Origin of the sequence: Duncaniella sp. C9 (assembly GCF_004803935.1) — a bacterium.
In the GTDB taxonomy this organism is placed as follows: Bacteria; Bacteroidota; Bacteroidia; order Bacteroidales; family Muribaculaceae; genus Duncaniella; species Duncaniella muris.
In genome coordinates this window covers 1335469-1358835 of record NZ_CP039547.1, presented here as the reverse complement: position 1 = coordinate 1358835, position 23367 = coordinate 1335469, and the positions used below count along the sequence as shown (strand labels likewise).

The 23367-nt window shown below is 50.6% G+C and carries 18 protein-coding genes; 7 read left to right on the top strand and 11 right to left on the bottom strand.

Translation table 11 applies throughout. From position 1 onward, the window contains the following. Positions 1 to 349 precede the first annotated feature (349 nt). Both E7745_RS05485 and E7745_RS05480 read right to left on the bottom strand, forming a co-directional pair. Complete coding sequence (locus E7745_RS05485; RefSeq protein WP_237613087.1) at positions 350 to 1315, bottom strand: transposase; 966 nt, start codon at positions 1313 to 1315, stop codon at positions 350 to 352. Continuing rightward, a complete protein-coding gene (locus E7745_RS05480; RefSeq protein WP_136408452.1) occupies positions 1290 to 1661 on the bottom strand; it encodes a transposase family protein in 372 nt (123 codons plus the stop codon). The genes E7745_RS05485 and E7745_RS05480 overlap by 26 nt, the downstream gene beginning before the upstream one ends. Before the next feature lie 76 nt (positions 1662 to 1737). Between E7745_RS05480 and E7745_RS05475 the strand changes: the two genes are divergently transcribed. Next, complete coding sequence (locus tag E7745_RS05475; RefSeq protein ID WP_123399494.1) at positions 1738 to 2949, top strand: ATP-binding protein; 1212 nt, start codon at positions 1738 to 1740, stop codon at positions 2947 to 2949. A gap of 403 nt (positions 2950 to 3352) precedes the next feature. On the opposite strand, the gene E7745_RS05470 is transcribed toward E7745_RS05475, so the two are convergent. Further along, entirely contained in the window at positions 3353 to 3538 is a 186-nt protein-coding gene (locus E7745_RS05470; protein ID WP_123399493.1) for a DUF362 domain-containing protein, read from the bottom strand. After that, positions 3504 to 4232, bottom strand: a complete 729-nt coding sequence (locus tag E7745_RS05465) for a 4Fe-4S binding protein (protein WP_107031787.1) — start codon at positions 4230 to 4232, stop codon at positions 3504 to 3506. Before E7745_RS05465 ends, E7745_RS05470 begins: the two co-directional genes overlap by 35 nt. A gap of 87 nt (positions 4233 to 4319) precedes the next feature. Here E7745_RS05465 and E7745_RS05460 point away from each other — a divergent pair, with 87 nt between their 5' ends. Both E7745_RS05460 and E7745_RS05455 read left to right on the top strand, forming a co-directional pair. Beyond that, positions 4320 to 5270, top strand: coding sequence for a LysR family transcriptional regulator (locus E7745_RS05460; RefSeq protein WP_123399502.1), 951 nt, complete (start codon positions 4320 to 4322; stop codon positions 5268 to 5270). A gap of 215 nt (positions 5271 to 5485) precedes the next feature. Continuing rightward, positions 5486 to 8611 (top strand): glycoside hydrolase family 2 TIM barrel-domain containing protein, encoded by a 3126-nt coding sequence (locus E7745_RS05455; RefSeq protein WP_123399492.1) that lies wholly within the window; start codon positions 5486 to 5488, stop codon positions 8609 to 8611. A 105-nt stretch (positions 8612 to 8716) separates the two neighbouring features. Here E7745_RS05455 and E7745_RS05450 read toward each other — a convergent pair whose 3' ends face one another. Beyond that, complete coding sequence (locus E7745_RS05450; protein WP_123399491.1) at positions 8717 to 8968, bottom strand: GlsB/YeaQ/YmgE family stress response membrane protein; 252 nt, start codon at positions 8966 to 8968, stop codon at positions 8717 to 8719. 415 nt (positions 8969 to 9383) lie between these two features. Between E7745_RS05450 and E7745_RS05445 the strand changes: the two genes are divergently transcribed. Beyond that, positions 9384 to 9887 (top strand): RNA polymerase sigma factor, encoded by a 504-nt coding sequence (locus E7745_RS05445; RefSeq protein ID WP_107031790.1) that lies wholly within the window; start codon positions 9384 to 9386, stop codon positions 9885 to 9887. Between the two features lie 306 nt (positions 9888 to 10193). Here E7745_RS05445 and E7745_RS05440 read toward each other — a convergent pair whose 3' ends face one another. From E7745_RS05440 to glpA, 6 genes are read right to left on the bottom strand one after another with little or no spacing between them, the layout of a single operon-like run. Then, positions 10194 to 12407: an alpha-galactosidase gene (locus tag E7745_RS05440; RefSeq protein WP_123399489.1), complete on the bottom strand. Its 2214-nt coding sequence runs from the start codon at positions 12405 to 12407 to the stop codon at positions 10194 to 10196. Positions 12408 to 12446: 39 nt separating this feature from the next. Then, positions 12447 to 13337, bottom strand: a complete 891-nt coding sequence (locus E7745_RS05435) for an HAD-IIA family hydrolase (protein WP_240740374.1) — start codon at positions 13335 to 13337, stop codon at positions 12447 to 12449. Continuing rightward, positions 13324 to 14859 carry an MFS transporter gene (locus E7745_RS05430; protein ID WP_240740373.1) on the bottom strand — a complete coding sequence of 512 codons (1536 nt, stop codon included), beginning with the start codon at positions 14857 to 14859 and terminating at the stop codon, positions 13324 to 13326. Before E7745_RS05430 ends, E7745_RS05435 begins: the two co-directional genes overlap by 14 nt. Positions 14860 to 14888: 29 nt before the next feature. Then, positions 14889 to 16136: an anaerobic glycerol-3-phosphate dehydrogenase subunit GlpC gene (gene glpC, locus E7745_RS05425; RefSeq protein ID WP_124076014.1), complete on the bottom strand. Its 1248-nt coding sequence runs from the start codon at positions 16134 to 16136 to the stop codon at positions 14889 to 14891. 20 nt (positions 16137 to 16156) lie between these two features. Beyond that, positions 16157 to 17428 (bottom strand): glycerol-3-phosphate dehydrogenase subunit GlpB, encoded by a 1272-nt coding sequence (gene glpB / locus E7745_RS05420; protein ID WP_136408451.1) that lies wholly within the window; start codon positions 17426 to 17428, stop codon positions 16157 to 16159. 12 nt (positions 17429 to 17440) lie between these two features. Continuing rightward, positions 17441 to 19111: an anaerobic glycerol-3-phosphate dehydrogenase subunit A gene (gene glpA, locus E7745_RS05415; RefSeq protein ID WP_240740372.1), complete on the bottom strand. Its 1671-nt coding sequence runs from the start codon at positions 19109 to 19111 to the stop codon at positions 17441 to 17443. Between the two features lie 288 nt (positions 19112 to 19399). Here glpA and E7745_RS05410 point away from each other — a divergent pair, with 288 nt between their 5' ends. The 3 genes from E7745_RS05410 to E7745_RS05400 all read left to right on the top strand — a co-directional run bounded on the left by E7745_RS05410 (position 19400) and on the right by E7745_RS05400 (position 23353). Beyond that, entirely contained in the window at positions 19400 to 20200 is an 801-nt protein-coding gene (locus E7745_RS05410; protein ID WP_107031794.1) for a DeoR/GlpR family DNA-binding transcription regulator, read from the top strand. A 541-nt stretch (positions 20201 to 20741) separates the two neighbouring features. Next, complete coding sequence (locus tag E7745_RS05405; protein ID WP_124076012.1) at positions 20742 to 21719, top strand: BACON domain-containing protein; 978 nt, start codon at positions 20742 to 20744, stop codon at positions 21717 to 21719. Positions 21720 to 21751: 32 nt separating this feature from the next. Continuing rightward, positions 21752 to 23353 carry a BACON domain-containing protein gene (locus tag E7745_RS05400; RefSeq protein ID WP_124076011.1) on the top strand — a complete coding sequence of 534 codons (1602 nt, stop codon included), beginning with the start codon at positions 21752 to 21754 and terminating at the stop codon, positions 23351 to 23353. The last annotated feature ends 14 nt before the right edge of the window (positions 23354 to 23367 follow it).

Genomic DNA, 23367 nt, shown 5'->3' with positions numbered 1-23367 from the left:
CTGTCATAATTTGATAAGTATTTTTAACACCGGAATTGTTGGATAATCGATGAAAAATCAGTAATTTTGTACTCAGTCATGTCCCACATGGCGTAAGAACATTGAAATCTGTAGGAGTAGAGAAAGGGAACGCGCCCTGAACGCTCTCGGATTAAATGTCTGATTAACACGATACTTAATTTGTGGCTCCGCTGTCCTAGTGGGACCACAAGTAAAAATTATCAAATTAAGAAAATCGCTGAAAATCAGACATTTCAGCGATTTTTCTTTTGCCCTTCTTCCTCAAAAATCGGCTCAAGCCGAAAGCACGGTGCATATGTTAAATTGGGCAATTAGAAGTGTTAAATTTTTAGGCGTAGAGTTTGACTAATCGGAAGATGAAGAAGTCGCGGTCCCGGACACCACGCATTTGTGAGCGAAATATTTTGACTTTAGAGTTGAATGCCTCGGCAGAGGCATTGGTCGCACGACGACGGAAATAGTTCAGGATTGTTGGGGCGTGGTTCTTGAATGTTTTGATTACCGAGCGGAAGTTGTTGTTACCCAATGCCATTACCTTTTCATACCACTTGTTCATCCTCCCCATGGCTTTTGTCGGTGAGATTTTAGCGTTGAAAATCTTGCGCAGCTCCATCGCAAGGCTGTATGCAGCCTTCAACATTGGATAGTATTTGAACAGTATGTTGACACGATGGCGCTGTATGTCAGTCCATTTGTTCTGCGACATCATCAGAGTGTGTTTGCTGCGGGCCAGTATCTGGCGCATGGTCTCTCCGTTGGAGTACGTTACCGGCGGTTCGGACTTGTTGCGGTTGTTTTCCTCTGCGATGAGCTGTCGGCGAATGTCAATGCGGATTTCGTCAACGGCCTCATTATAGACCTGTTGGACATGAAAACGGTCGTTGACTACATGGGCGTTATAGAACACTTCTGCGGCTATGAGCATCATTGATGGCGAGAGATCGCAGGTCACTTCCTTGACCCTGCGTCTGATTGATTTCTCCATAGCTCCGATGAGTATGGATATAATTTCGTCACTCTTTGTTCCGGGAATGGCTGCCGCAAGTGTTCCCTTGCCTCCGTGGCCGTCCTTGTTGGTCAGGAACGTCCATACCTCCCCGTTGCTCAGACACGTCTCATCAAGACTCATGTAAGGGCCGATATTATCGGCGTTGAAATAGAACCCACAGCCAAGCTCCTGTTCGCACCAGTCGGCGTAACCGCTTATCTTATTGCGGTACAAGTCGGCAAAATGTTTGCCGTTGACGCAGTACATCTGCGCTATCTGTTTAATCGACAGGGCTGTCGTCTCCACCTTCGTCTTTTAAAAAAGCCACGAACTCGGCGCTGAGTCGTGTTCCTTCCTCGTTGGGAAGTTCGAGATTGTAGCTGAAGATTTCGTTGGTCTGCCTGTCCCACCACTTGTTCTTGCGCATGTGAAGAAATACAGGCCGTCCACGCATCGGATAGTCCTGTATTGTTACATAATCCGTATAGCCTCGCGCTACGATATTTGGATTACGATAGTCTTCATCAGACAGTTTCTTCTTTTCGTCAAGCCATATGTCATAGGACTGTTCCGTGCGCTCGAAGCGCACCATTTCAAATAGTTCGTCCATGCCCTCGGGCAGGCACATCCATATTGCATCTGCGATTTTCATGCCACAAATTTAACACTTTTCTCAAAATTCATGCACCGTGCTTTCGGCTTGACCCAAAATTTGCTATCTTTGCGACATGAAGATAATAGCAAGGCAACAGTATATTGAGCATATTCAGAGATTTATCGGCAAGGGGATGATAATCGCCCTTACCGGGCAGCGTCGCGTTGGCAAGAGTTATATAATCCGTCAACTCGTCACGGAGATTGAAGCCGACAATCCGGATGCCAATATCATATATATCAATAAGGAAAAGACAAAGTATGCCGACATCAGAAACGCAGATGATCTCTCGCGATACCTTGACGGCAAACTGAAAGAAGATGCCGATAATTATCTGCTCATTGACGAGGTGCAGGACATTGACGGTTTTGAGAATGTCCTCCGTAGTCTCAATGCCGATGAGGAATGTCAGATTGTTGTGACCGGAAGTAATGCAAAAATGCTTTCGTCAGAGCTATCCACATACCTCGGCGGTCGATATATTGAGATTCATATCCTGAGTCTTTCATTCCGGGAGTTCCTGACCTTTCACGGTCTTGATGATTCAGATGACAGTCTTCTGAAATATCTCGGCTTCGGTGGTCTTCCTCACCTGTACCGTCTCGGACTTGAAAATGAGGATATGGTCTGGGAATATATCCAGAACATCTACAATACCATTGTTCTTAAAGATGTGGTGCAGCGGGAAGGACTTCGCAATGTGACACTATTTGAAAATCTGATGTCATACGTCAGCGACAACGCAGGTCAACTTGTGTCAGCCACGTCATTGTCTAAATATCTCAAATCACAGCGAGTGGAATTGACCCCGTTGTCGGCGATAAATTATCTGAAAGCCGCCTCAAACGCTTACATCATCAATAAGGTGCCGAGATATGACATACATGGAAAGCGTCTGTTGGAGACAAACGACAAATACTACTTTGAGGACTTGGGGCTGCGCAATATGCTTGCCGGACCCAACCGTACCGGCGACATAGAGAAAGTAATAGAAAACACCGTCTATCTACACCTCAAAAATCTCGGATACAAGATCAGCGTCGGAACACTTCCCAATGGTGAGATCGATTTCGTTGCCGAAAAAGGCGGCACATCGGTCTATATACAGGTGGCATATCTCATAGCTGACGACAAGACAATGGAACGGGAGTTTGGAAATCTGATGAAGATACAGGACAACTATCCCAAGTATGTCATATCCATGAATCCGATGTCACGCCCTCAAAACTATGAAGGCATAAAACATATGACCTTACGGCAGTTCCTGATGTCGGATAACTTATAACTCATGGCAGTTCATTTTAGGAACTTTTAATATAACCAATTTGGCACTGCTGCAACTAATAACTAATTTTGTAAAAACGAAGATAAGAACGGCGTTGCAGAATGATGAAGTACAGAGGTGCCTCATCCGAGCCAAGTTCGAAATTTAACATCGAGGATAAACTATCCCACAATAAGTTACCTTGAAGTTCAAAGTAGAAGTGGGACCACTCGTAAAAATCACCAAATTAAGAAAATCGCTGAAAATCAGACATTTCAGCGGTTTTTCTTTTATCCTTTTCCAACCAAGGATAGATAACACAAAACATATCCCAATTGGACCACTAAAAAAAGTAGCCAGCTAATTGCTGACTGCTTTTTTTAGTGCCTTTTTCCGCTGAAATATACCGAATCGCTCCCTCTGTTTATTCTTGATTACTTTCCATTGCCTTCTTTGGACATGAGCGGACGCATTTTCCACATTCAATGCACTTGTCGTGGTCTATGACTGGATAGCCGTCGGGACCTTGTGCAATGGCACCCACCGGGCAAAGACGTATCAATGGACACACATGGTCATGCGGACATAGTTTTCGGTTGACTCCTATCATCAGTTATTTGGTTTTGAGGTTTGATTTTCATGATTTTGAGTGGGCATGACGCTACACATTTGCCGCATTTGATACAATCGGCGTGAAGATAGCCAGTCTCTGAGCCGCGACTATCGTAAGGTGTAATCTGCATGGGACATACCCTTGCGCAACTTTTGCATTTCATTTGGCAAGAGATGTCAACGTAGACGCTGGTGAACGCCTTAGGATACGGAGCTTTCTTTGGAGCAACCCATGATGAAAGTGTTCCCATAGGGCAGAATGAGCACCACGTCCGTGGTGCGTAGATGAACGAGAGGGTCACTCCTACCACTGTGGTTATCGCTATGATATTCCAAAACACACGCCCTATGGCATTCCAATCACCCCATGCGAAATACATCTGCACACCGAACACGGTAAATATGAAGAGAACCATAAACAGACGGAAGCCGAATGTGCGGACAAAGGGTGGAATAGGGCGATGAGGCGAGTATTTCGCCAATAGACGGTCGTACATATTACCTCTAGGACAAGCGTTGCCACACCACCATCGGCCACGGCTCACGGAAAATGCCACAGGAGCTATCATGCATACCAACGCCAACAATCCTATTGCCGGATAGAAATAACCTATCGCGAGATAAGCCAACAGTATCCAGTAAAGCGACCAGCCTTTGGTCGGTAAATATCTGTGAAATCTTTTCTGTGCCATAATCATTTTTTAATATGGCACAAAATTAATGTCTTTATGATAGAGCAACAACAGATTTTAGCTATCTTTGCATTGAATTTATCTATCATGACTCTTCAACAGCTGAAATACATAATAGCGATAGACCGATACCGCAATTTCGCAAAAGCCGCTGCGGAACTTGATGTAACGCAGCCTACACTCAGCGCGCTTCTCCTAAAGCTGGAGAATGAACTCGAAGTACGCCTTTTTGAGCGTAGCAACAAGAGTGTGCGCCCAACGGCCATCGGAGAAACAGTGATAAGGCAGGCTGAGAAAATTTTAAGTCAGGCCGAGTTGATTTCAGAGACAATCTCGGAGCAGAAAGGCGAAGTATCCGGTTCGCTTTCAATCGGTATCGGGGCCAGCATCGCACCTTATCTCATGCCGTGGTTCATCAAAAAATACACAGACCGTTATCTAAATGTAAGGCTGACTGTCAACGAGATTAGGGGTGATATGACCATCGACTCTCTCCGCTTGGGAAAGATTGATATCGGAATCGCAATCAGTGGCAATACCTCTCAGGAAACTATTGAAATTCCTTTCTATTGCGAGCCGTTCCACGTCTATGTGGCTAATGATTGTCTGTTGAAAATGCCTAAATTCAATCCGGCAGATCTGCTGCATGAAAAGATGTGGATAATGAAGGAGTCACAATGTATGCGCGAGAGCGCATTCAGTTTTTGCAAAACAAGGAGTATCGGTCGTCATATCTATGAGGCTGGAAGCATCGAGACACTGATACGCATTGTCGATATAAACGGAGGCTTCACAATCATACCGGAAATGCACCTTCCATTTCTGACAGACGCACAGCGGGAAAATGTACGACCGATAGAGGGTGAATATGTCTCGCGACGGTGTGTCTCAATCTATATCCGCAAGGATTTTATAAGATACCGCATGTTGAAAAGTTTGATTGAAATCATGTTGTCAATTATTCCTAACAAAATGATTGACAGCAATCTGCATAACAAGATCGCATTAATATCAAAGAATTGCCATACATTATATTGAATTACAACAGGTGCGAGATCGACTAAGAGGTTGTTTAAAACGGCAGTGATGTCGCCCAAAACTTTATAGGTTTATAATTACGCTGATGCAGGAAACTTCCAACATTAAGAGGGTGTTTATTAATCGAATTTGTCATTCCGGTTTGATTTTCATACATTTGTAGAAACTTAACATACAATCGTCACATACGTGACTTCACCAATCCTATCACTCTTATGCCACGCATTCTGATCATCACCTTCTGCATGCTCTGTGCCATGCAATGGTCTCTTACCTCTGCCAATGACTGGGAAAATCCACAGATCTTTGCCTCAGGCCGCGAGCCGGCCCGTGCGACCGCCTTCCCCTATGCCTCTCCGGCTAAGGCTCTGGGCGGCAACTATGAATCATCACCTTTTTTCATGAGCCTCAACGGGAAATGGGCTTTCAGATTCTCTCCGACTCCTGACAAGCGGCCTGTCGGATTCCATGACCCCGGATTCAGCACTGCCGGATGGGACAGCATTCCGGTGCCCTCAAACTGGGAGACCGAAGGTTACGGTACACCTATATATACCAACGTCACATATCCGTTTCCGAAAAACCCGCCGTTCATCGACCACTCCGACAACCCTGTTGGGTGCTACCGCCGTTCGTTCGAACTGCCCTCCGGCTGGGACGGTCGCCAGGTGTTTCTCCACTTCGGCGGCTCTACGGCCGGAATGTATGTGTGGATCAACGGCCACAAGGCGGGCTATGTGCAGAGCACCAAAAATCCGGCAGAGTTCAACATCACCGAATATATCACACCAGGACGAAACGAGCTTGCCTGCGAAGTCTATCGCTGGACCGACGGATCATATCTCGAAGACCAGGACTTCTGGCGCCTGTCTGGCATAGACCGCGATGTCTGCCTATATTCTACAGACAGCCGGCGCATTTTCGACTTTTTTGCCAACGCCGACCTCGACCGCAGCTACACCAACGGAGAATTGAAACTTGAGACTGTGTTGAAAAACTATGCTCAGACACCTGCCGCTACCAGCCTTGAAGTCTCGCTTTATGACGCCGCCGGCAAACGGGTCTACAAAAACACCCGGCGGCTGAATCTCGGAGCATCAGCCACCACCACCGAAGCGCTGACCGCAAAAATAGGCAAAGTCAGAACTTGGAGTTGCGAGGACCCATATCTCTATACACTTGTGCTCACACTTTCTGACAGCTCAGGCCGTGTCATCGAGTCAACATCGGCAAAGACCGGATTCCGCAAAATCGAGATCAAAGACAGCCGCCTGACGGTCAACGGCAAGCCGCTTGAAGTCCACGGAGTCAATCTCCATGAGCATCACCAGACCCAAGGCCATGTGGTTGACCGCGAGACGATGATGGATGACATCCGCACGATGAAGCGCCATAATATCAACGCCGTGCGCACAAGCCACTATCCCCAGTCGCCGCTGTGGTATGATCTCTGCGACCGCTACGGCATCTATCTCGTGGATGAAGCCAACATCGAGGCCCATGCAATGGGCTCGGTTCCCTGGGACCGGATCGACGACTGTCATCCGGCTAAACGTCCGGAATGGCAGGCTGCGATTCTCGACCGTGAGATCTCCCTTGTGGAGCGCGACAAAAACCATCCGAGCGTTATCATCTGGTCGCTCGGCAACGAATGCGGCAACGGCGAGAATTTCCATGCAGCATATGACTGGATAAAGAAGCGCGACAGTTCGCGCCCCGTACAGTTCGAACAGGCGGGTGAAGACCGTAACACCGACATAGTCTGCCCCATGTATCCAGGCATCTACCAGATGAAAGAATATGCAGCCCGAAACAATCCCGGCAGACCGTTCATAATGTGTGAATACGCTCATGCAATGGGCAACAGCACCGGTAACTTCCAGGAATATTTCGACATAATCCGCTCGTCAGACCACATGCAGGGCGGTTTCATCTGGGACTGGGTGGATCAGGGCCTTCTCACCAAAGACGAGAACGGCGACAGCTACTGGGCCTATGGCGGCGATTTCGGTGCCTATACCCACACTCACGATGAAAATTTCTGCATCAACGGACTCGTACAGCCTGACCGCACGCCCCACCCCGGACTGACCGAAGTCAAAAAAGTCTACCAGGACATACGTTTCTCCTCCACCGACCCCGCATCAGGCAAAATCACGATCGAAAACCACTTTCACACACGCAATCTGCTTGACTATGATCTCCGCTGGGAACTGCTGATGAACGGCGTAGTGACAGACTCCGGCATGATCTCGGCCAATGTACCGGCCGGACAGTCAAAAACTTTCAGCCTGCCTATCAAAAAAATAGATTCTGACAACAGCAACGAATACTTCCTCTCCCTCTATGCCTACACCCGCAAAGGAGATGAAATCATACCGGCCGCACATGAAGTAGCCCGCGAACAGTTTGCACTGAACCCGTCCCATCCCCGTCAGCTGAAAATAACCGCTAACCTCACAGCCCCAAAGGCAGTCAATGACAAAGGCCGCTGGACAGTCAGCTGTGCAAACGGCGTGACAGTCCGCTTCGACTCCGTCAGCGGAATGCTGAGCGGCTACAGCGTCAATGGGCGCGAGCTTATAGCCGCCGGGCCTGAACCTTCGTTCTGGCGTGCCCCGACTGACAATGACTGGGGCAACAGCATGCCCCACAAAGCCAATGCCTGGCGCTATGCCGCGAAAAACCGCAGTCTAAAATCGTTTGAAATGACCTCAGAAGATGGCAATCCGACTGTCAGAGCAGTCTACCGCCTTCCTGATGTCCGCTCAGACTATCATGTCACCTATCGCATCGAGCCCGACGGTTGCATCAAAGTCACCTCGTCATGGCAAGCCGGTGACAATGAGGTCCCTGAGCTGATGCGCTTCGGCATGAGACTGGACCTCCATGCCGGGACGGACAATTTCAGATGGTATGGCCGCGGGCCCGGCGAAAACTACTCCGACCGCAACACAGCCTCATTCATCGGCATCTGGGAAGGAAAGGTCGCAGACCAGTTCTATCCCTACATCCGCCCGCAGGAAACCGGCAACAAATCTGATGTCCGCTGGGCCTCACTGACCGATACAGAAGGCTACGGAATCAGAATAGACGGCGATGAGCCGCTCAATGTCAGCGCTCTCGATGTGCTCCCCGAAGATCTTGATCCAGGAATGAAAAAGCACCAGATGCACAATTCAGACGTGCGCCACCACCGCGACCGCGTCTTCCTCTACATAGACCTCGCCCAACGCGGACTCGGCGGAGACAACAGCTGGGGAGCCGGACCGCACTCGCCTTACAGACTGAAAGACAAGTCATATAGCTACAGCTACACCATAGCCCCGCTGCAACCATAGCCAACTTCTGAAATAACAGACCGCAGACAATATCACCGTCTCAGTCCGCAAAAAAAACGGACCGGGACGGTGGTATTCAAATATTTTAACCTAAATATTTTCAAGTCACCTTGCAACAGCCCGGCTCAGAAGCCCGACAATCCACAGAAGGAAGATGGCTCCGACCACAGACGTTATCAGATTACCTATGATCCCTACGGCCGTGATGCCAAGCAGTCCGAAAAGCCAACCGCCAAGCACACCGCCGATTATGCCTACTATCAAATTCACAATAACACCAAAACCGCCACCTCTCATAAGCTTGCCGGCGACGAAACCGGACACAATTCCAATGATTATATACCACAAAAAGTTCATAGCTGAAATAGTTTTAACAGGTTTTCAATATTCTCTCCAACGGCTCACCCCCCTTTTTGGTTCAACCCACCACAGAGAGGCTGTTCATTTCCCGAAGCAGAAGCCTTATATATAATATATATTTATTAAATTTGTGGCCTCTATGAAAAACGCTTCATATACACGCGCACGATTATTGTTACAATCCGCCTGACATTGTAACATTTTTGTAATTTTTATTTTTAGCACATAAATCATTGAAAACTAACAAAATACGCCAATTTGTAACAACTTTGTCATCAAATTAACATATTTTTACATTAAATTTCTGAATATTCCGTCTCAAGGCAGTAATTTTGAACTGTCAAACAAAACAAGCACCGACAAACAATCGAAATTAACAACTCTCCATTACCTCAATAAAAACGCTTCAATTATGGGAACTCAGGAATTTCAGAACAAGCTTATGAGCCTTCAGAGCAACCTTCTCAACTTTGCGTACATGCTCACATCCAACCGTGACAACGCTTATGACCTGCTGCAGGACACCACCCTGAAGGCCCTCGACAACGAAAGCAAGTATGTTGACAACACCAACTTCAAAGGCTGGGTTTTCACCATCATGCGCAACATTTTTATCAACAACTATCGTCGCGTAGCACGCTCGGCAACTGTCATCGACCAGACTGAAGATCTCTATCACCTGAACCTTTCGCAGGATTCAGGCCTCGAAACCCCCGAAGGATCTTTCGGAGCAAACGAGATCACAGATGCGATCAACGCTTTCCCCGATGAATACCGCATCCCCTTCTCGATGCACGTAGCCGGCTACAAATACAACGAGATCGCTGAAAAGATGAATCTCCCCCTCGGCACTATCAAGAGCCGTATCTTCTTCGCTCGCAAGAAACTCCAGACTCAGTTTGCCGACTACCGCTAAGGCGCGCGACGACGACTGACCTGATGAATGCAGGGCTCAAAGTCCAGACGTCATCATAATAAAAAACTATTTTGTAGAGATTAAGTTTCATGTTTCAACTATAGCTGTTTCCAAACAAGGTTAAATAAAGGTAAATAAGATTGGTTTAAACACACACATACGGAAACAATTTTAAGGTATTGATTTGAACACACTAAAGTCCGGCGCGAAGCGATTTCGCAGCCGGACTTGTCATTTAGAGGCCGTTAAAGACCCCGTTTCTCTATATCTATTACTCTAATCCACTTTTCTATTCTGGGACACCGGTCATTCGGCTGTCAGCAGCAGGACTCTCGAGCCCCATTCGGTGCGTTTGTCCTTGTCGACATTATAGCCTACCGGCATTTCCAAGCCATTGTCCATCAGATAACGGCCGGAAAAGACCTTGCCTTCATATCGGAGCGGTTTATTGTCTATACGGTTTATCTCGCGCACCTTATAATTCCGGTCGGGATCCAGGCCGGCCATCTTCACGCGCGGAAGCTGCTGATTGCGGAATGCCTCGGTCTTCCACCAGAAATAGACCGCCTTGTCTTTTTCAGGAGTGGCATACAGAAGAGAGGCCACACCAAGGCCCTCGTAAGGCGACTGCAGGCGATAGATATCACCCTGCTGCACAACAGGACGTATCTCCTTGTACTCGGCTATCACCTTGCGACACTGCTCCCTTTCAGCCTCCGACATGTCGCGCGGCTGTATCTCCATGCCCAGGCGCCCGCTCATAGCCACGTCAATGCGGTATTTCAGCGGCATAGAGCGATAAGTCTGATGGTTAGGAGTGGCGCTGATATGCGAAGCCATAGCAACGGCAGGGAAAAAGTAGGAAGCACCCCACTGCATGTAGACTCTCTGGAGGGCATCGGTGTTGTCGCTAACCCAGAATTCGTCAAACCAGGGGAGCACACCGTAGTTTGCACGACCGCCACCGCTTGCACATGCCTGTATGGTCAGGTCGGGATACTTGGCGCGGATGCGGTCAAGCACTTTGGCAAGACCTTTGTGATAGTCTATGTAGAGATGGCTCTGATTATCGGCTGAAAGATATTGCGAACCGTGGCTGCGGACCGACATGTTGGCGTCCCATTTGATATAGTCGATTTCAGGATATTTCGTCATCAGAGTGTCGACTACCTCAAACACCAGATCCTGAACCTTAGGGTTTGAGAGGTCAAGCACAAGCTGGGTGCCACCGCGTCCATAGACGTGATCGCGGTGGCCGGGCTTGATCACGTATTCAGGATGCTTCTCATAAAGTTCGCTTTTGGAGTTAGTCATCTCAGGCTCTATCCATATGCCGAACTTTATGCCCTTGCTTTTGGCCGCATCAATCAACCCCTGTATTCCGTGGGGCAGCTTGCGGGTGTCAACAATCCAGTCGCCGAGGCCCTGCGTGGCGTTGTCGCGCGGATGCTTCACGCCAAACCAGCCGTCGTCCATGACGAAGAGTTCGCCGCCCATCGAAGCTATATCAGCCATCATATTTTCCATCCCGGTTTCTTCGACATCGAAATAGACACCTTCCCAGCTGTTTAGCAAGATCTTGCGGAGTTCATTGCCGTGGGCAATCCTGTGGTTACGGCCCCAGCGGTGGAAATGGCGGCTCACTCCGCTCATGCCCTCGTTGCTGTAAGTAAAGGCCAGCGGCGGGGTTACGAACACCTCGTCTTTCTTCAGATGATACTCCGAATTGTCCTCATTAATGCCGGCGAAAAAACGATGATAATCAGTCTCGTCAGTGTCAATTACCAGCTTGTAGTTTCCGCTGTAGCAAAGGGCGGCCCCGATGACGCGGCCGTCATTCTCACGCGGCTTTCCGTCAAGCGAAAGCATCAGCTCGCCGTGGGCAGTATGGGAGTTGCGCACACCGTCGCGGTTTTTGATCACACGCATTCCGTGTGTCAGGCGCGAGCAGTCAACCCGGCTTTCATTGCCCCAGCTTCCGTAGAGCTGCGAGAGCCAGACATCGCCATAGCGCACAGGCAGACATCCTGAAGCGAAACGGTCGATGGTCACAATGCCTTTCTCCTGATGAGAAATTTCAGTCCATGTCTCGATGACATCTTCAGCCGGATATGTTCGATAGTTGACACTGACAGTGAAAGGATAATGGGAATCCCGAAGCTTCACGGTTGTGATTTCCGAGTCGCCGTCCCTGCGGGCCGACGTACTTTCCACTTTAAGATCAAGCGTCATGTTTCCATCGGCATGAACCGCACTCAGAGCCGCTTCACGTGTAGTGTCAAGCCCATAGGCGGGATATGCGTCGGCCACGGGGCTTCCGGCCGCCCTGAGATTGTCAGCGTCAGAGTCGGAGATACGGCCGCCGTAATAGAGAAATTTCAGATTTTTCCCTTTTTCGGCATCAAGCACCATTGAGGTCGACGGAGTGTCAAGTTTCAGCACTTTGGCATATGCGCTCCACGGAAGTCCTGCAAGCAGGACAGCAGCGAGTGAGACGCGCCCTATCATTCTGTGTTTCATATGGCAGATGTTAAGAGATTGTTTAATTACAAGTGTTACTTAGAGACTATTTCTGGATTCGAGCAGAAGTTCGCCGAATTCGAGAATGCTTTTTGCCGTAATGTCGGGCATAGGATCGGATGCAAGCGCAGTTTCAAGTGTTGTCTCGCCTGAAAGCACCAGCACTCCGAGCGCTCCGGCGTTACGGGCCATAGCCACATCTGTGTAGATGCGGTCGCCACACATGGCAATCTCGTCGGCGGCAAGGCCGTAACGGTGACGTATGCCTGAAAGCATGTCGGGGTTGGGCTTCCCGATCACAATATCCGGCAGCCTCCCGGTGGCATATTCGATCGCGCTGCAAAGCGAGCCGCAGTCCACGAGCACAGTAGGCTGGTCAGTCGGACAGACTCTGTCAGGATTCGTGGCTATATATGGGACTCCCTTCGAAGCTAACCATGCGGCATGACAGAGGCGCGGATATTCCAGAGTGGTGTCAAATGCCACCACCAGGGCATCAGGCAGCACGCCGGTCTCCACAGGGGCGATCTCAAAGCCTGCGGCCTCAAACTCGGCAAGCATGCTGGGGGTGCCGAGAGCGAAAATTTTTCTGACGCCGGACATATTGGCTTTGAGATAGTCAATGGCAGCGACTGCTGTAGTGTACATTTTATCCGGTCCGGTCTTGATTCCGAGCCGTTCGAGTTTGACAAGATAGTCAGCGATGCTGCGGGTCGGATTGTTGGTCAGAAACGAATACCCTATGCCGTTGGCTTCGAGCATTTCAAGAAACGGAAGTGTGAACGGAAATAGCGTGGCGCCCATATAGATGGTACCGTCCATATCAAGGGCCACATGGCGCACCTTGCGACATGCCTCCATAAGGCGTTCGCGGTCAAGAGGTGAGATCCAGTTGGCGCATCCGGCGGTCAGACTGTCATTTGCTTTCATGGCTTTCTCCTTCGTGAAGACCGTCAATAGCCTCCTGTTCTTCATAAAATTTGTTGCTGCGCGCATAGCCATCGCGGGGAGCCATCCACATTGAGATGAATGTCAGCGCTCCGAGAATGCCTACGGCGATAATTATATAGAACACCATGTTCCATCCCCAGCGGTCGGCCACGATGCCGATACCGATTGCAGAGACGAAAGATCCGAAATAACCGAATATTCCGGCCAGGCCGTTGGCTGTAGCCGAAGCCTCTTTAGTAGCATGGTTGGCAGAGGCTATGCCTATCAGAGCCTGGGGGCCATAGATAAAGAATCCGGCCATAGCAAGGAATAGCGTGGAGACTATTATCGGCAGTCCGGGGAACATAATGAAGATCCCCATGAAGACAACAGCTAAAGCCATGCACACAAAACACATCCGGTGGGCCTTGCCATGAAAAATATGGTCTGTGGCCCATCCGGCGAAAATGGTGCCTATTATAGCGAAGATTTCAAAAGCGCCCACTGACCAGGCTGCATCCTCGATTGACATGTTGCGCGCTTCGGTCAGGAATTTAGGGCCCCAGTCGAGAATGCCCATACGCATCACATAGACAAAGATGTTGGCTATGCAGAGAGTCCATATCCACCGGTTGGTCCACACCATAGCTTTGAGGAATTTACCGCGCGAGGGAGTCTTGCCGCCCTTGGCATCTGACTTTCCGGTATGGGTGCCGGGCAATTCAGGGAGGCCTACAGAGCGAGGATCGTCACGAAGGCCGACATAGAGCCACAAAGCTCCGCAGACAGCCAGACAGGCCGGAAGCCAGAAACACCATTTCCAGGCATCCCAGTGGGAAGCATAGCTGAGAATGGTCTTCATATGCTCGCTGTCAGAAGGATCGAGATTGAGGTTTGCCGCAATGGTCTGTATGATCTCAGGATTTCCGCTAAGGTCACGCCCCATAGTGCCCATGATATAGCCGCAGACCACCACTGCCGCGGCAGCGCCGATAGAGTGAGAGGTGTTCCAGATAGACATCTTTGTGGCCAGTTGCGAGGGGTGGATCCATGACGGGAGCAGACGTGCGCACGGCGGATAGCCCACTCCCTGGAAATACTGGTTGAGGACTATGGTCACTGCCATCAGCATGATCAGCATGTTGATGAAATCAGGTTCGCTGTCCACGCCTGTGATCCAAGAGCTGATGTTGACGCCGAAGCCGAACATGAAGTTGGAGGCGGCACAAAGCAGCAGGCCGACGGCCATGATGACGCGGGCGCTGAAACGGTCGACAATGAAGCCGTTGACAAAACGCGAAAGGCCGTAGATCAGCGATCCGACACCGATCACAATTCCGAAACTTGTGTTTGAGATGCCGTATTGCGCCGTTAGGCCGGGCATGGCGATCGAGAAATTCTTTCTGACAAAATAATAGATCGCATAGCCGATCATGGAGACAACTATGGTGCGCATCTGCCATGACTTGAACTGCTTGACCACTTCCGGTTTCCATCCGGCATAAATGTTTTCAGTCGACATATCTGATTTGGTATTAAGAGGCTATATTTTCATTTCACACCGTTGGCTTTCATCGTCGCTTCCACGTCAAGGGCTTCGGCGAGGATAGTCACCGGATTTTCCACCTTAACCCCGGTGCTCATCTCGATCTGCATCTTGCAGGTCTCGCAATCGGTGGCCACAAGGTCGACACCCGCTTCAATGATGCGGTCAAAGAGCTCTCGCCCTATGGCCTGTGAATAGGCGTAGTTCTCTTTTTTGAATCCATAGGTTCCGGCTATTCCGCAACACGACGATTCAAGCGGCACAAGAGTGAGGCCTGGAATGCTCCTGAGCAGCGACACGGAATGAATAGCCCATCCGAGTTTCTGCATATGACAGGGGGTGTGATAGGTGATGCGCCGGCGATAGTCTTTCCGGAACACAAGTTTCACCCGTCCTTCATCCACAAGACGGTTCAGGAAGGCGGTGGCAAGCAGGATGCTGTCACGCACGTCGGCATTGTCCACATCGAGCAGATGAGGATACTCGTCACGAATGGTGAATACACAGGTCGAACTGGTTGCTATGACCGGCTGGCCCTGGCTGACGGCCTTCCGGATCGACCCGATGTTCAGACGGGCATCGCGCCTGGCTTCGTCAACCATCTTGTTGGCGATCTTGGCCACTCCGCAGCAGCGCTCCTTCTCCAGCAGGCTGACTCCGTAGCCGATGGCATTCATCAGCTTGACAAAGTCGCGGCCGAGCGCCGGATTGTTGTAGTTGACGAAACAGCCGTGGAAATATGACAGCCGGCGTGGAAAACTCGACTGGTCAGGAGCCTTGCGGCGCATCCACGACTCGAATGTCTCTGAAGAGTAGGTAGGAAAATTTCTGTGGTGGTCGATGCCGAGCGTAAAGTCCATGACGCTTTTGGTCAGCGGCATCCTGAGAGCCGTATTGACAATGAATGACATCGAGGTCGCCATCTTGCCCATGAAATCGGTGCTCGCAAGCATGCGGTCACGCAGTGAAACCTGACGCTTGTCATATCTGATGCGCGCGGTCTGGATGATGTCACCGATCTTTACGTTTGACGGACAGGCCACCTCACAGCGCTTGCAGTTGAGACAATATTTCAACGCAGCATCATAAAACTCTGGATTTTTCAGTCTGTAACGTTCTCCGTCAGGCCCGGCCTGCTTCGGCCCCGGATAGTCGGGATTTACGGCGAGCACCGGGCAGTAGACAGTGCAGATCGTACACTTTATGCACTGTTCGAGATTGTTCGGACTGATATTTTTTATCTGGTATTCCATCGTGAAAATTGGTTTTACTGTTAGGCTTGGGCTTCTGAATTGTCTGCCCGGCCGGCTGCAATTATGTTTCGTGCCACCTGAAGAGCCGAAAGTATGGCCACCCCACCACCCGATCCTTCGCGTATGGGGTTCGATCCGCCGAGAATGGCACCCACTGCATAGACATTTCCGGCGGGAACACCATTGAACATCACATGGAAGTCACGGTCTGTAGTCACCCCGAACTGCATGTAGGGCTGATTGTCGAAAATGCTTTTTCCGCACCAGAGACTGCGGTCTGACGGAGCCTCGACATCAGCTCCGAGCACCGGTTCATAGATGCGGTCAGGCTCAGCGACAAGCCCCTGGCTGAAAAAGCTCCCGGTAGCGAGAATGAAATTGTCGGCCTGCAGGCTCATGCCGCTGAGGTTAGCGGTTTCTATCTCTTTAAGGGCAGGGCCTTCCATGTAACCGCGGGTCACGTTGTCGCCAAGGAAATAAGTGCCTCCGAGCTGTTCGAAATAACGGCGGAGACGTATCTGCGAGCGCATCCCGCAGACCGACATAGGCAACACCGGCACACACAGCAACTTGGGTATCACCATAGAGCGCAACTCTCTGACCGGCTGCTCGGAATCAATCCCGACCACTGCAGGCATGAATACCACATCGGAGTTTCCGGCCGCACGGTTGATCTCGGAGGCAAGCATCTCAAGCGCCGGGCCTTTCAGCACTTTGGCTATAGCCGCAGCGCGCATTTCGGAGGAGTTTCTGCGCAGGCGCTCTATGGCCGGAAGCGTTATTTCGGCATAATCGCAGGGCAGATTGTGTTTCTTCAGTCCGTCGGCAAGAAAGCCGGGTAGAAAATCAAGAAAGCCTTTGAAATTTATGATCGTTGCCTTGCGCCATCCGGTTTCCGACGGATTCTCGCATGTGGCGTAGTCATCCATCGTAAGCCAGGAAGGCTCACACAGTCCAAGCGGCGTAAGGCGGAAATGATTTTTTGAAGAGTCGCCGATGAATGTCAGCCCGGCATCCGCAAAGATCTGTTTGGCATCATCGGCAAGAGCCGGGATCGACTCCGCTCCAATCTTGGAATAAGGATGTCCGGCGGGCAGAGTTCCTATAGCCTCAAGCGGATGAAGCAGCTCCTTGCCATCGGCATGTCCAAGCAGCCCGAAAGAGCCGGAATAGAAGTGCAGAGCACTCTGCCCGGAAGATATGATTGCGACTTTGCTGCCTGACCGTGCGAGTTTCACTCCGGCCATGAGGCCGCTGAGACCTCCTCCTATTATAATGGTATCGTATTTCATCGGAATTATTTTTTATCGGTCGGCATTTTCGTTTGTCACACACTCGCAGGCTTCTTCTTGAGGCTGAAGTCCGCAGACCCCTCTGTATAGCCAGGCCATGAACTGGGCCTCGACAAGAGTCTGCCCCCATGCCACCGGCATCATTCCTTTCCAGCGCTCGTTGATGAAACTTGCGAGGTCTTCGAGCGCCGCCGGCGGATTTCCGGTCTCGTCTCTCAGTATGGCAGCCGCTCGGCAGGCACACAATCCGCCCTGGCAGGTGCCCATGCCCATACGGGTGCGGCGGCGGAGATTGATCAGGCTGTCGGCATGGAGTTTCTTAATGGCATATTTGATCTCCCCTACTGACACCTGCTCGCATTCGCAGACAAGAACATCATCCTCATCGGCATTATAGCTGATTTCTGCGCTCATGGTGCCGTGGCGCCCCTGGGCGGCTTTCTGGTCTGTGCTCAGTTCGATTATATGTGATTTGCGCTTTCGGACTCCGGACTCCGGCTCCGGAGTTTCCGATCCCGGAAGTGGGATCTCGGCCGTGCGACACAAGCGACCTTCTATTCCAAGTTTGCGGCAGGCCATGTCGGAGGCCCATTCCGCCATCAGGCGGTAGGTCATGAGCTTGCCTCCAGAAATAGTGATCATGCCTTCGACTCCGTCGCGCACGGCATGGTCCATGCAGACTATGCCACGGCTGATGCTGCGGCCCGACGGATCATCGTCAGACGCTATCAGAGGTCTCACTCCGGCATAGGCGCGGAGAATTCGCGTATAGGCCAGACAGGGGGCAATCTTTATGCCCTCGCGCAGAAGCACATCTACCTCTTCACCGGTGACATCCATTCTGTCCACCTGATCAATCGGAATCCGGCTCGAAGTCGTGCCGATGAGCGAAATGGTGTCACCCGGCACGAGGATATCCGCATCAGCAGGCTTGCGGCAACGGTTGATGACCACGTTGTTGACTCTGTGGCCGAATATCAGCAGGGCGCCTTTGGCCGGAAACATGTTCACCTTTATGCCGGCCATCGAGCATATACGCTGCCCCCATATGCCTCCGGCGTTGATCACAAGCGAGGAGCGGACCTTGAATTTCTGACCGGTGCGCTGTTCGCGCAGCTCCACTCCGCTGACATGCCCCGACTCCATCAGCAGATCCGTGACCTCATGATATGTCAGAATATCCGCTCCGTGATTACGCGCGTCCATGACATTGGCCGTAGTAAGCCGGAATGGGTCGATGGCACCGTCAGGCACTCTGACCGCACCTATTATATCTTTGTTGACCGCAGGCTCCATTGCTATGGCTATGGCCGGATCTATGACCTCGGCGTTGATGCCGGCCTGCAGGCATGATTCCACAAATTTCTTCTGATAGCCCAGATCATCCTCCGGGAGCGTGACAAACAGGCCTCCGGTTTCTTCCACACAGTGACGCGCTATACGCCGCAGAATCATATTCTCCTTTATGCACTCGCTGGCCGATTCCTGATCGGTGACGGCATAACGGGCTCCGCTGTGAAGCAGCCCGTGGTTGCGGCCGGTAGCGCCGGCTGTAAAGTCAAAGCGTTCTACCAGCAATACAGAAAGACCGCGCATAGCACAGTCGCGGGCTGTTCCGGCACCGGTAGCGCCGGCTCCGATCACTATTATGTCATAGTGCTCTTTGCAATGGTTCATGTTCATATGGGGTTTAACCGGATTAGTTTTAAAGGAGAAGAATTCAATCTACGCCAGATTTCGAATTGCTTTCGAAACATAATATTTTTGATTTCGCAACAAAAGTAAGAATCTTTTATTAAAAAACAAAATATTTTTGCAATGACAAATGTTAAAATAGAGCTGTTTTTTAACAGACCTCCGGATAGAGGTCCGTATTCATGAAAGTTTTTTAACTTATTATATGTGAATTTTCAAATATAATTAATACATTTGTCTCTGACACAACACATATCTCTTTATACCTTAATATATATGACAAAAGAAGAACGCCATAACCTGATCCTTGAGACTCTCATCCGCCATGAATCCATACCGGTTTCGAGCCTGTCGTTACTCTTGGACGTATCAGCGGTTACGATCCGAAAAGATCTCACCGAACTCGAAAGTGCGAACAAGCTCTATAGAAGTCACGGCAAAGCCGTACTGATCAACCCGTATATCAACAACCGCTCCATTCTGGAGAAAGAAAAACTTGCCCGCAAAGAGAAAGAACTGATTGGCCGCGAAGCCGCATCGATGATCACTCAGGACGATTCGATCATAATAGCCTCAGGCTCCACAGTACTGGCCTTTGCCCGCTGCATCAAGCCGATACATCGGCTGACCGTGATAAGTGCATCTCTGAAAGTGTCGGAGTATCTCGGCACCAACGAAAACATAGAAGTGATCCAGCTCGGAGGCACCCTGCGCCACAGCAGTCTCTCAGTGGTAGGGAAACATGCCGAAGCCCCGCTGAGCGAATTCTGCTGCAGTAAACTGTTCATTGGAGTAGACGGCATAGACCTCGACTTCGGCCTGACCACCACTGATATACGCGAAGCAGACCTGAACAAGGTGATGATGCGCACGGCACAGAAGACCATCGTTCTGGCCGACTCGTCGAAATTCCGCCGCCGCGGCTTCAGCAAGATAGCCAATATCACTGATATAGATACCATTATCACCGACTCGAACATACCTCCCACAATCAGTCAGGCCATTGAGGATCTCGGTATCGAATTGAAAATCATCGACATCAAAAACACCGCGCCGGGCATAGATTCTCAGATCTGACTCTGAAGCAGCCCGCCGGACCATCAGCTCATTCTCCACACTCTCCCTTCTTCATACCCCGGACCTGACACATCAGCGCCATAGCAACACACGTCGCTTTCGCAACGAAAGGCAACATTCCATCCCGAAACACAGCCCGAAAACAACAACTTACACACCCTTACAGAAGTTTTTCTGCAACCCATTACGCAATTTAGCCAAATTTAGATAAAAAAGTGCAAAAAAAATTTTGCAGATTAACATATATATTATACTTTTGTTGCGAGTTGAAACCTAAAATCTTTCGTTTCAACCAAAATTCAAAACCAAACCAGTGAACTGTTCCTCAGGCAAAATAACTAAAAAGCCTCTTCCAGCACTCTCCAGCCGACAGCAAAAACGAACTTGAATCTAACCCTAAAATCTACTTCCGACAAGCAGGACAAACTAAACCGGCCTTTTTGCGCCGGATTTTCCGGCCACAACAAAATCTGCGGATTGTCAGCATAGAGAAAATGCCCGACCATAAAATACAAAAAACAAAATAACCCAAATCAACCTTATGAAAAAACCATTCCTTGAAACGCTCACGGCGATAGCACTATGCTTTGTCGGATTTTCGTCGTGTGGTGTTGATGACACCGCGGAAGACGCAGTGCCCCGTCTGAAGGTCGATCAGAACCGAGTGGAGCTGATCAGAACCGGCACCCTCTCATCCGGAGCGACTGCAACTCTCACAATCACCGCCAACAAAGGCTACAATGTCACCAGCGACGCCGAATGGCTTTCGGTCGACAAACCTACAGGCCGTGGCGCCGTCAATGTCAGCATTCTCGCCGAAAAGAATGAAAGCGGAGCCGTGCGCAAAGGTCTGCTAACCATCACCTCCGGATCAAACCTGAGCGAGACAATCACCGTGGTTCAAAACCTCGAAGAAGACCGTGACGACCACATGCCGGTGGGCCACATATATTTTAATGACGATTTTGCCTGGTGTGTGGGCGGCACCGATGATGTCGGCAGCCAGACCATCGGCGATGCCCGCAATATCTACACCTGGAATTATGAGGCCAACGGTTTCACAAGCTCTCTCCCCACATTCCAGTCTCTCTATGAAGACCTCAACTCAAACGCCAAGACGGTCTATACGATGAACGGCTACATCAAATTTGACAAGACCAACACTATCACGGCAATAGCAATCCGCAACCTCGGCATCGCCGCTGAAAAATCGACAAACGTCAAAGTCAGCTTCCGTTGCGCCCGCTACAACACCGACAAAACCACAGTCGTGGTAGCCATCGAAGGCGAAGGCTCGATCGACGGAGGCTCGCAGGCCGGCACCCGGATTGTCAGCACCCCGGTAGCAATGTCAGCCGACAAACTCACCTGGTCAGATGTCAGCGTCAACATCCGGGGCATATCTTCAAAGACCAAAATCATCATCGGCGAACAGACCTATGTCAAGGACGGCATCAACAACAGCGGCACATTCCGCTGGTATATGGACGACCTCAAGGTTGAACGTATCGAACGATAACATCCTTTTAATTAACCGAATAATCAACAGATATGAAACTGCATAAAAATTTAATCTTCGCATCGGCACTCGCCCTCGCGTCAGGTCTGGGACTCGCGCTCACGGGCTGCAACGATGATGACGAGAAGATACCGGCCTATTTCAAAGCCGACAACCGCGAATTCACTCTTGAATACGACGGCCTGACCGACAAAGGCGAAGAACCCTCGCTGACACTTAACACAAGCGGCAGCTGGAAAGTGAGCCAGAAAGACGAGTGGATACACCTTTCAAGAGAATCAGGCACACGCGGAAGCCACAAGATCTTCGTGACTGCCGATGAGAATACCGGAGATCCACGCACCGGATTCGTTGAAATCAAACTCTCCGGAAGCAACAAGACCGAGCTTCTGGCCGTAAGCCAGAACAAGAAGGTAGGCACACTCGCCGTATCGCCCGCACTAATCAGCGTGACAACCCTCGGAAATGCCGCCGAAGGCGAGACTCTTGCCTTCACCATTGACACCAATTCAAACTGGACCGTCTCACTGCCTGCCGGCTGCGACTGGATAACTCCGTCAAAGACCTCAGGCCAGGCCGGTAAGGAAAAAATCTCATTCACCGCAGCGCTCAATCAGACCGGAGCCGAACGCGAAGCCCGGATCACCGTCACTGCAGGTGCTCTTTCCCGCTACACCACAGTGCGCCAGGACGGCACAGTCTTCTCCGTCAGCGAAAACGGCAAACCCATAAGCAAACTGACTTTCGCCGCCTCTGACGCCGCCGGCCTCAGCACCGAGCTGACCGTAGGCTGCATTGAATCATGGACACTCACCGCCAAACCCCAGTGGCTGACCGTAACCCCGTCAAGCGGCGATGCGGGAGAAACCAAAGTCACTCTGACAGCAGAAGTCAACACCGAGGCCGCCCGTGAAGACTACATCACAATCACCACCGCCCACGGTCTTGTGCTCACCGCCCCTGTGCTCCAGCTCTCAGACCGCCCCGAACCCGACTCAAAGGCAGTAGGTTTCGTCTACTACAACGATGATTTCTCCTGGGTCAAAGGCGGAGCCGACCAGGTAAGCAACATCAACGGCGGAGCGCCCAACGATGCCCGCAATATCTATACCTGGGACTTCAAGACCAACGGTTTTGACGATGTTCTCGCACTCTTCAACCGGAAATACACCGACTACAATGCCTCGGCCAAGGTCATCTATGCAATGGACGGCTATCTGAAATTCAACAAAGGCGGCGCGCAGACAGCAATCGCCATCAAAGAAGCCCTTCCCATTGAAGGCGGCCGTTATGCCAACGTCGATGTCACTTTCCGCGCAGCCAAAAACGGCACCGACCCGATGACCGTCTCAGTTGTGATCGAAGGCGAGGGCGAAATCGTCGACGGCGTGAGCGCCACACAGAGCAAGGAACTCGAACCTTTCAACAACTCCGACAAAACCATCCCCTGGACATGGACCGACATGAAAGTGACCGTCAAAGGGGCCACAGCCAATACCAGGATCATCATCGGCGCGACTCCGTTCATCAACAACGGGTTCAAGTCAGTGGCAACTTATCCCGACAACGGAAAGACCTCTTACTACCGCTGGTTCATGGACGATCTTAAAGTAACCCGAATCGAGACCAAATAAAAACGACAGACAAC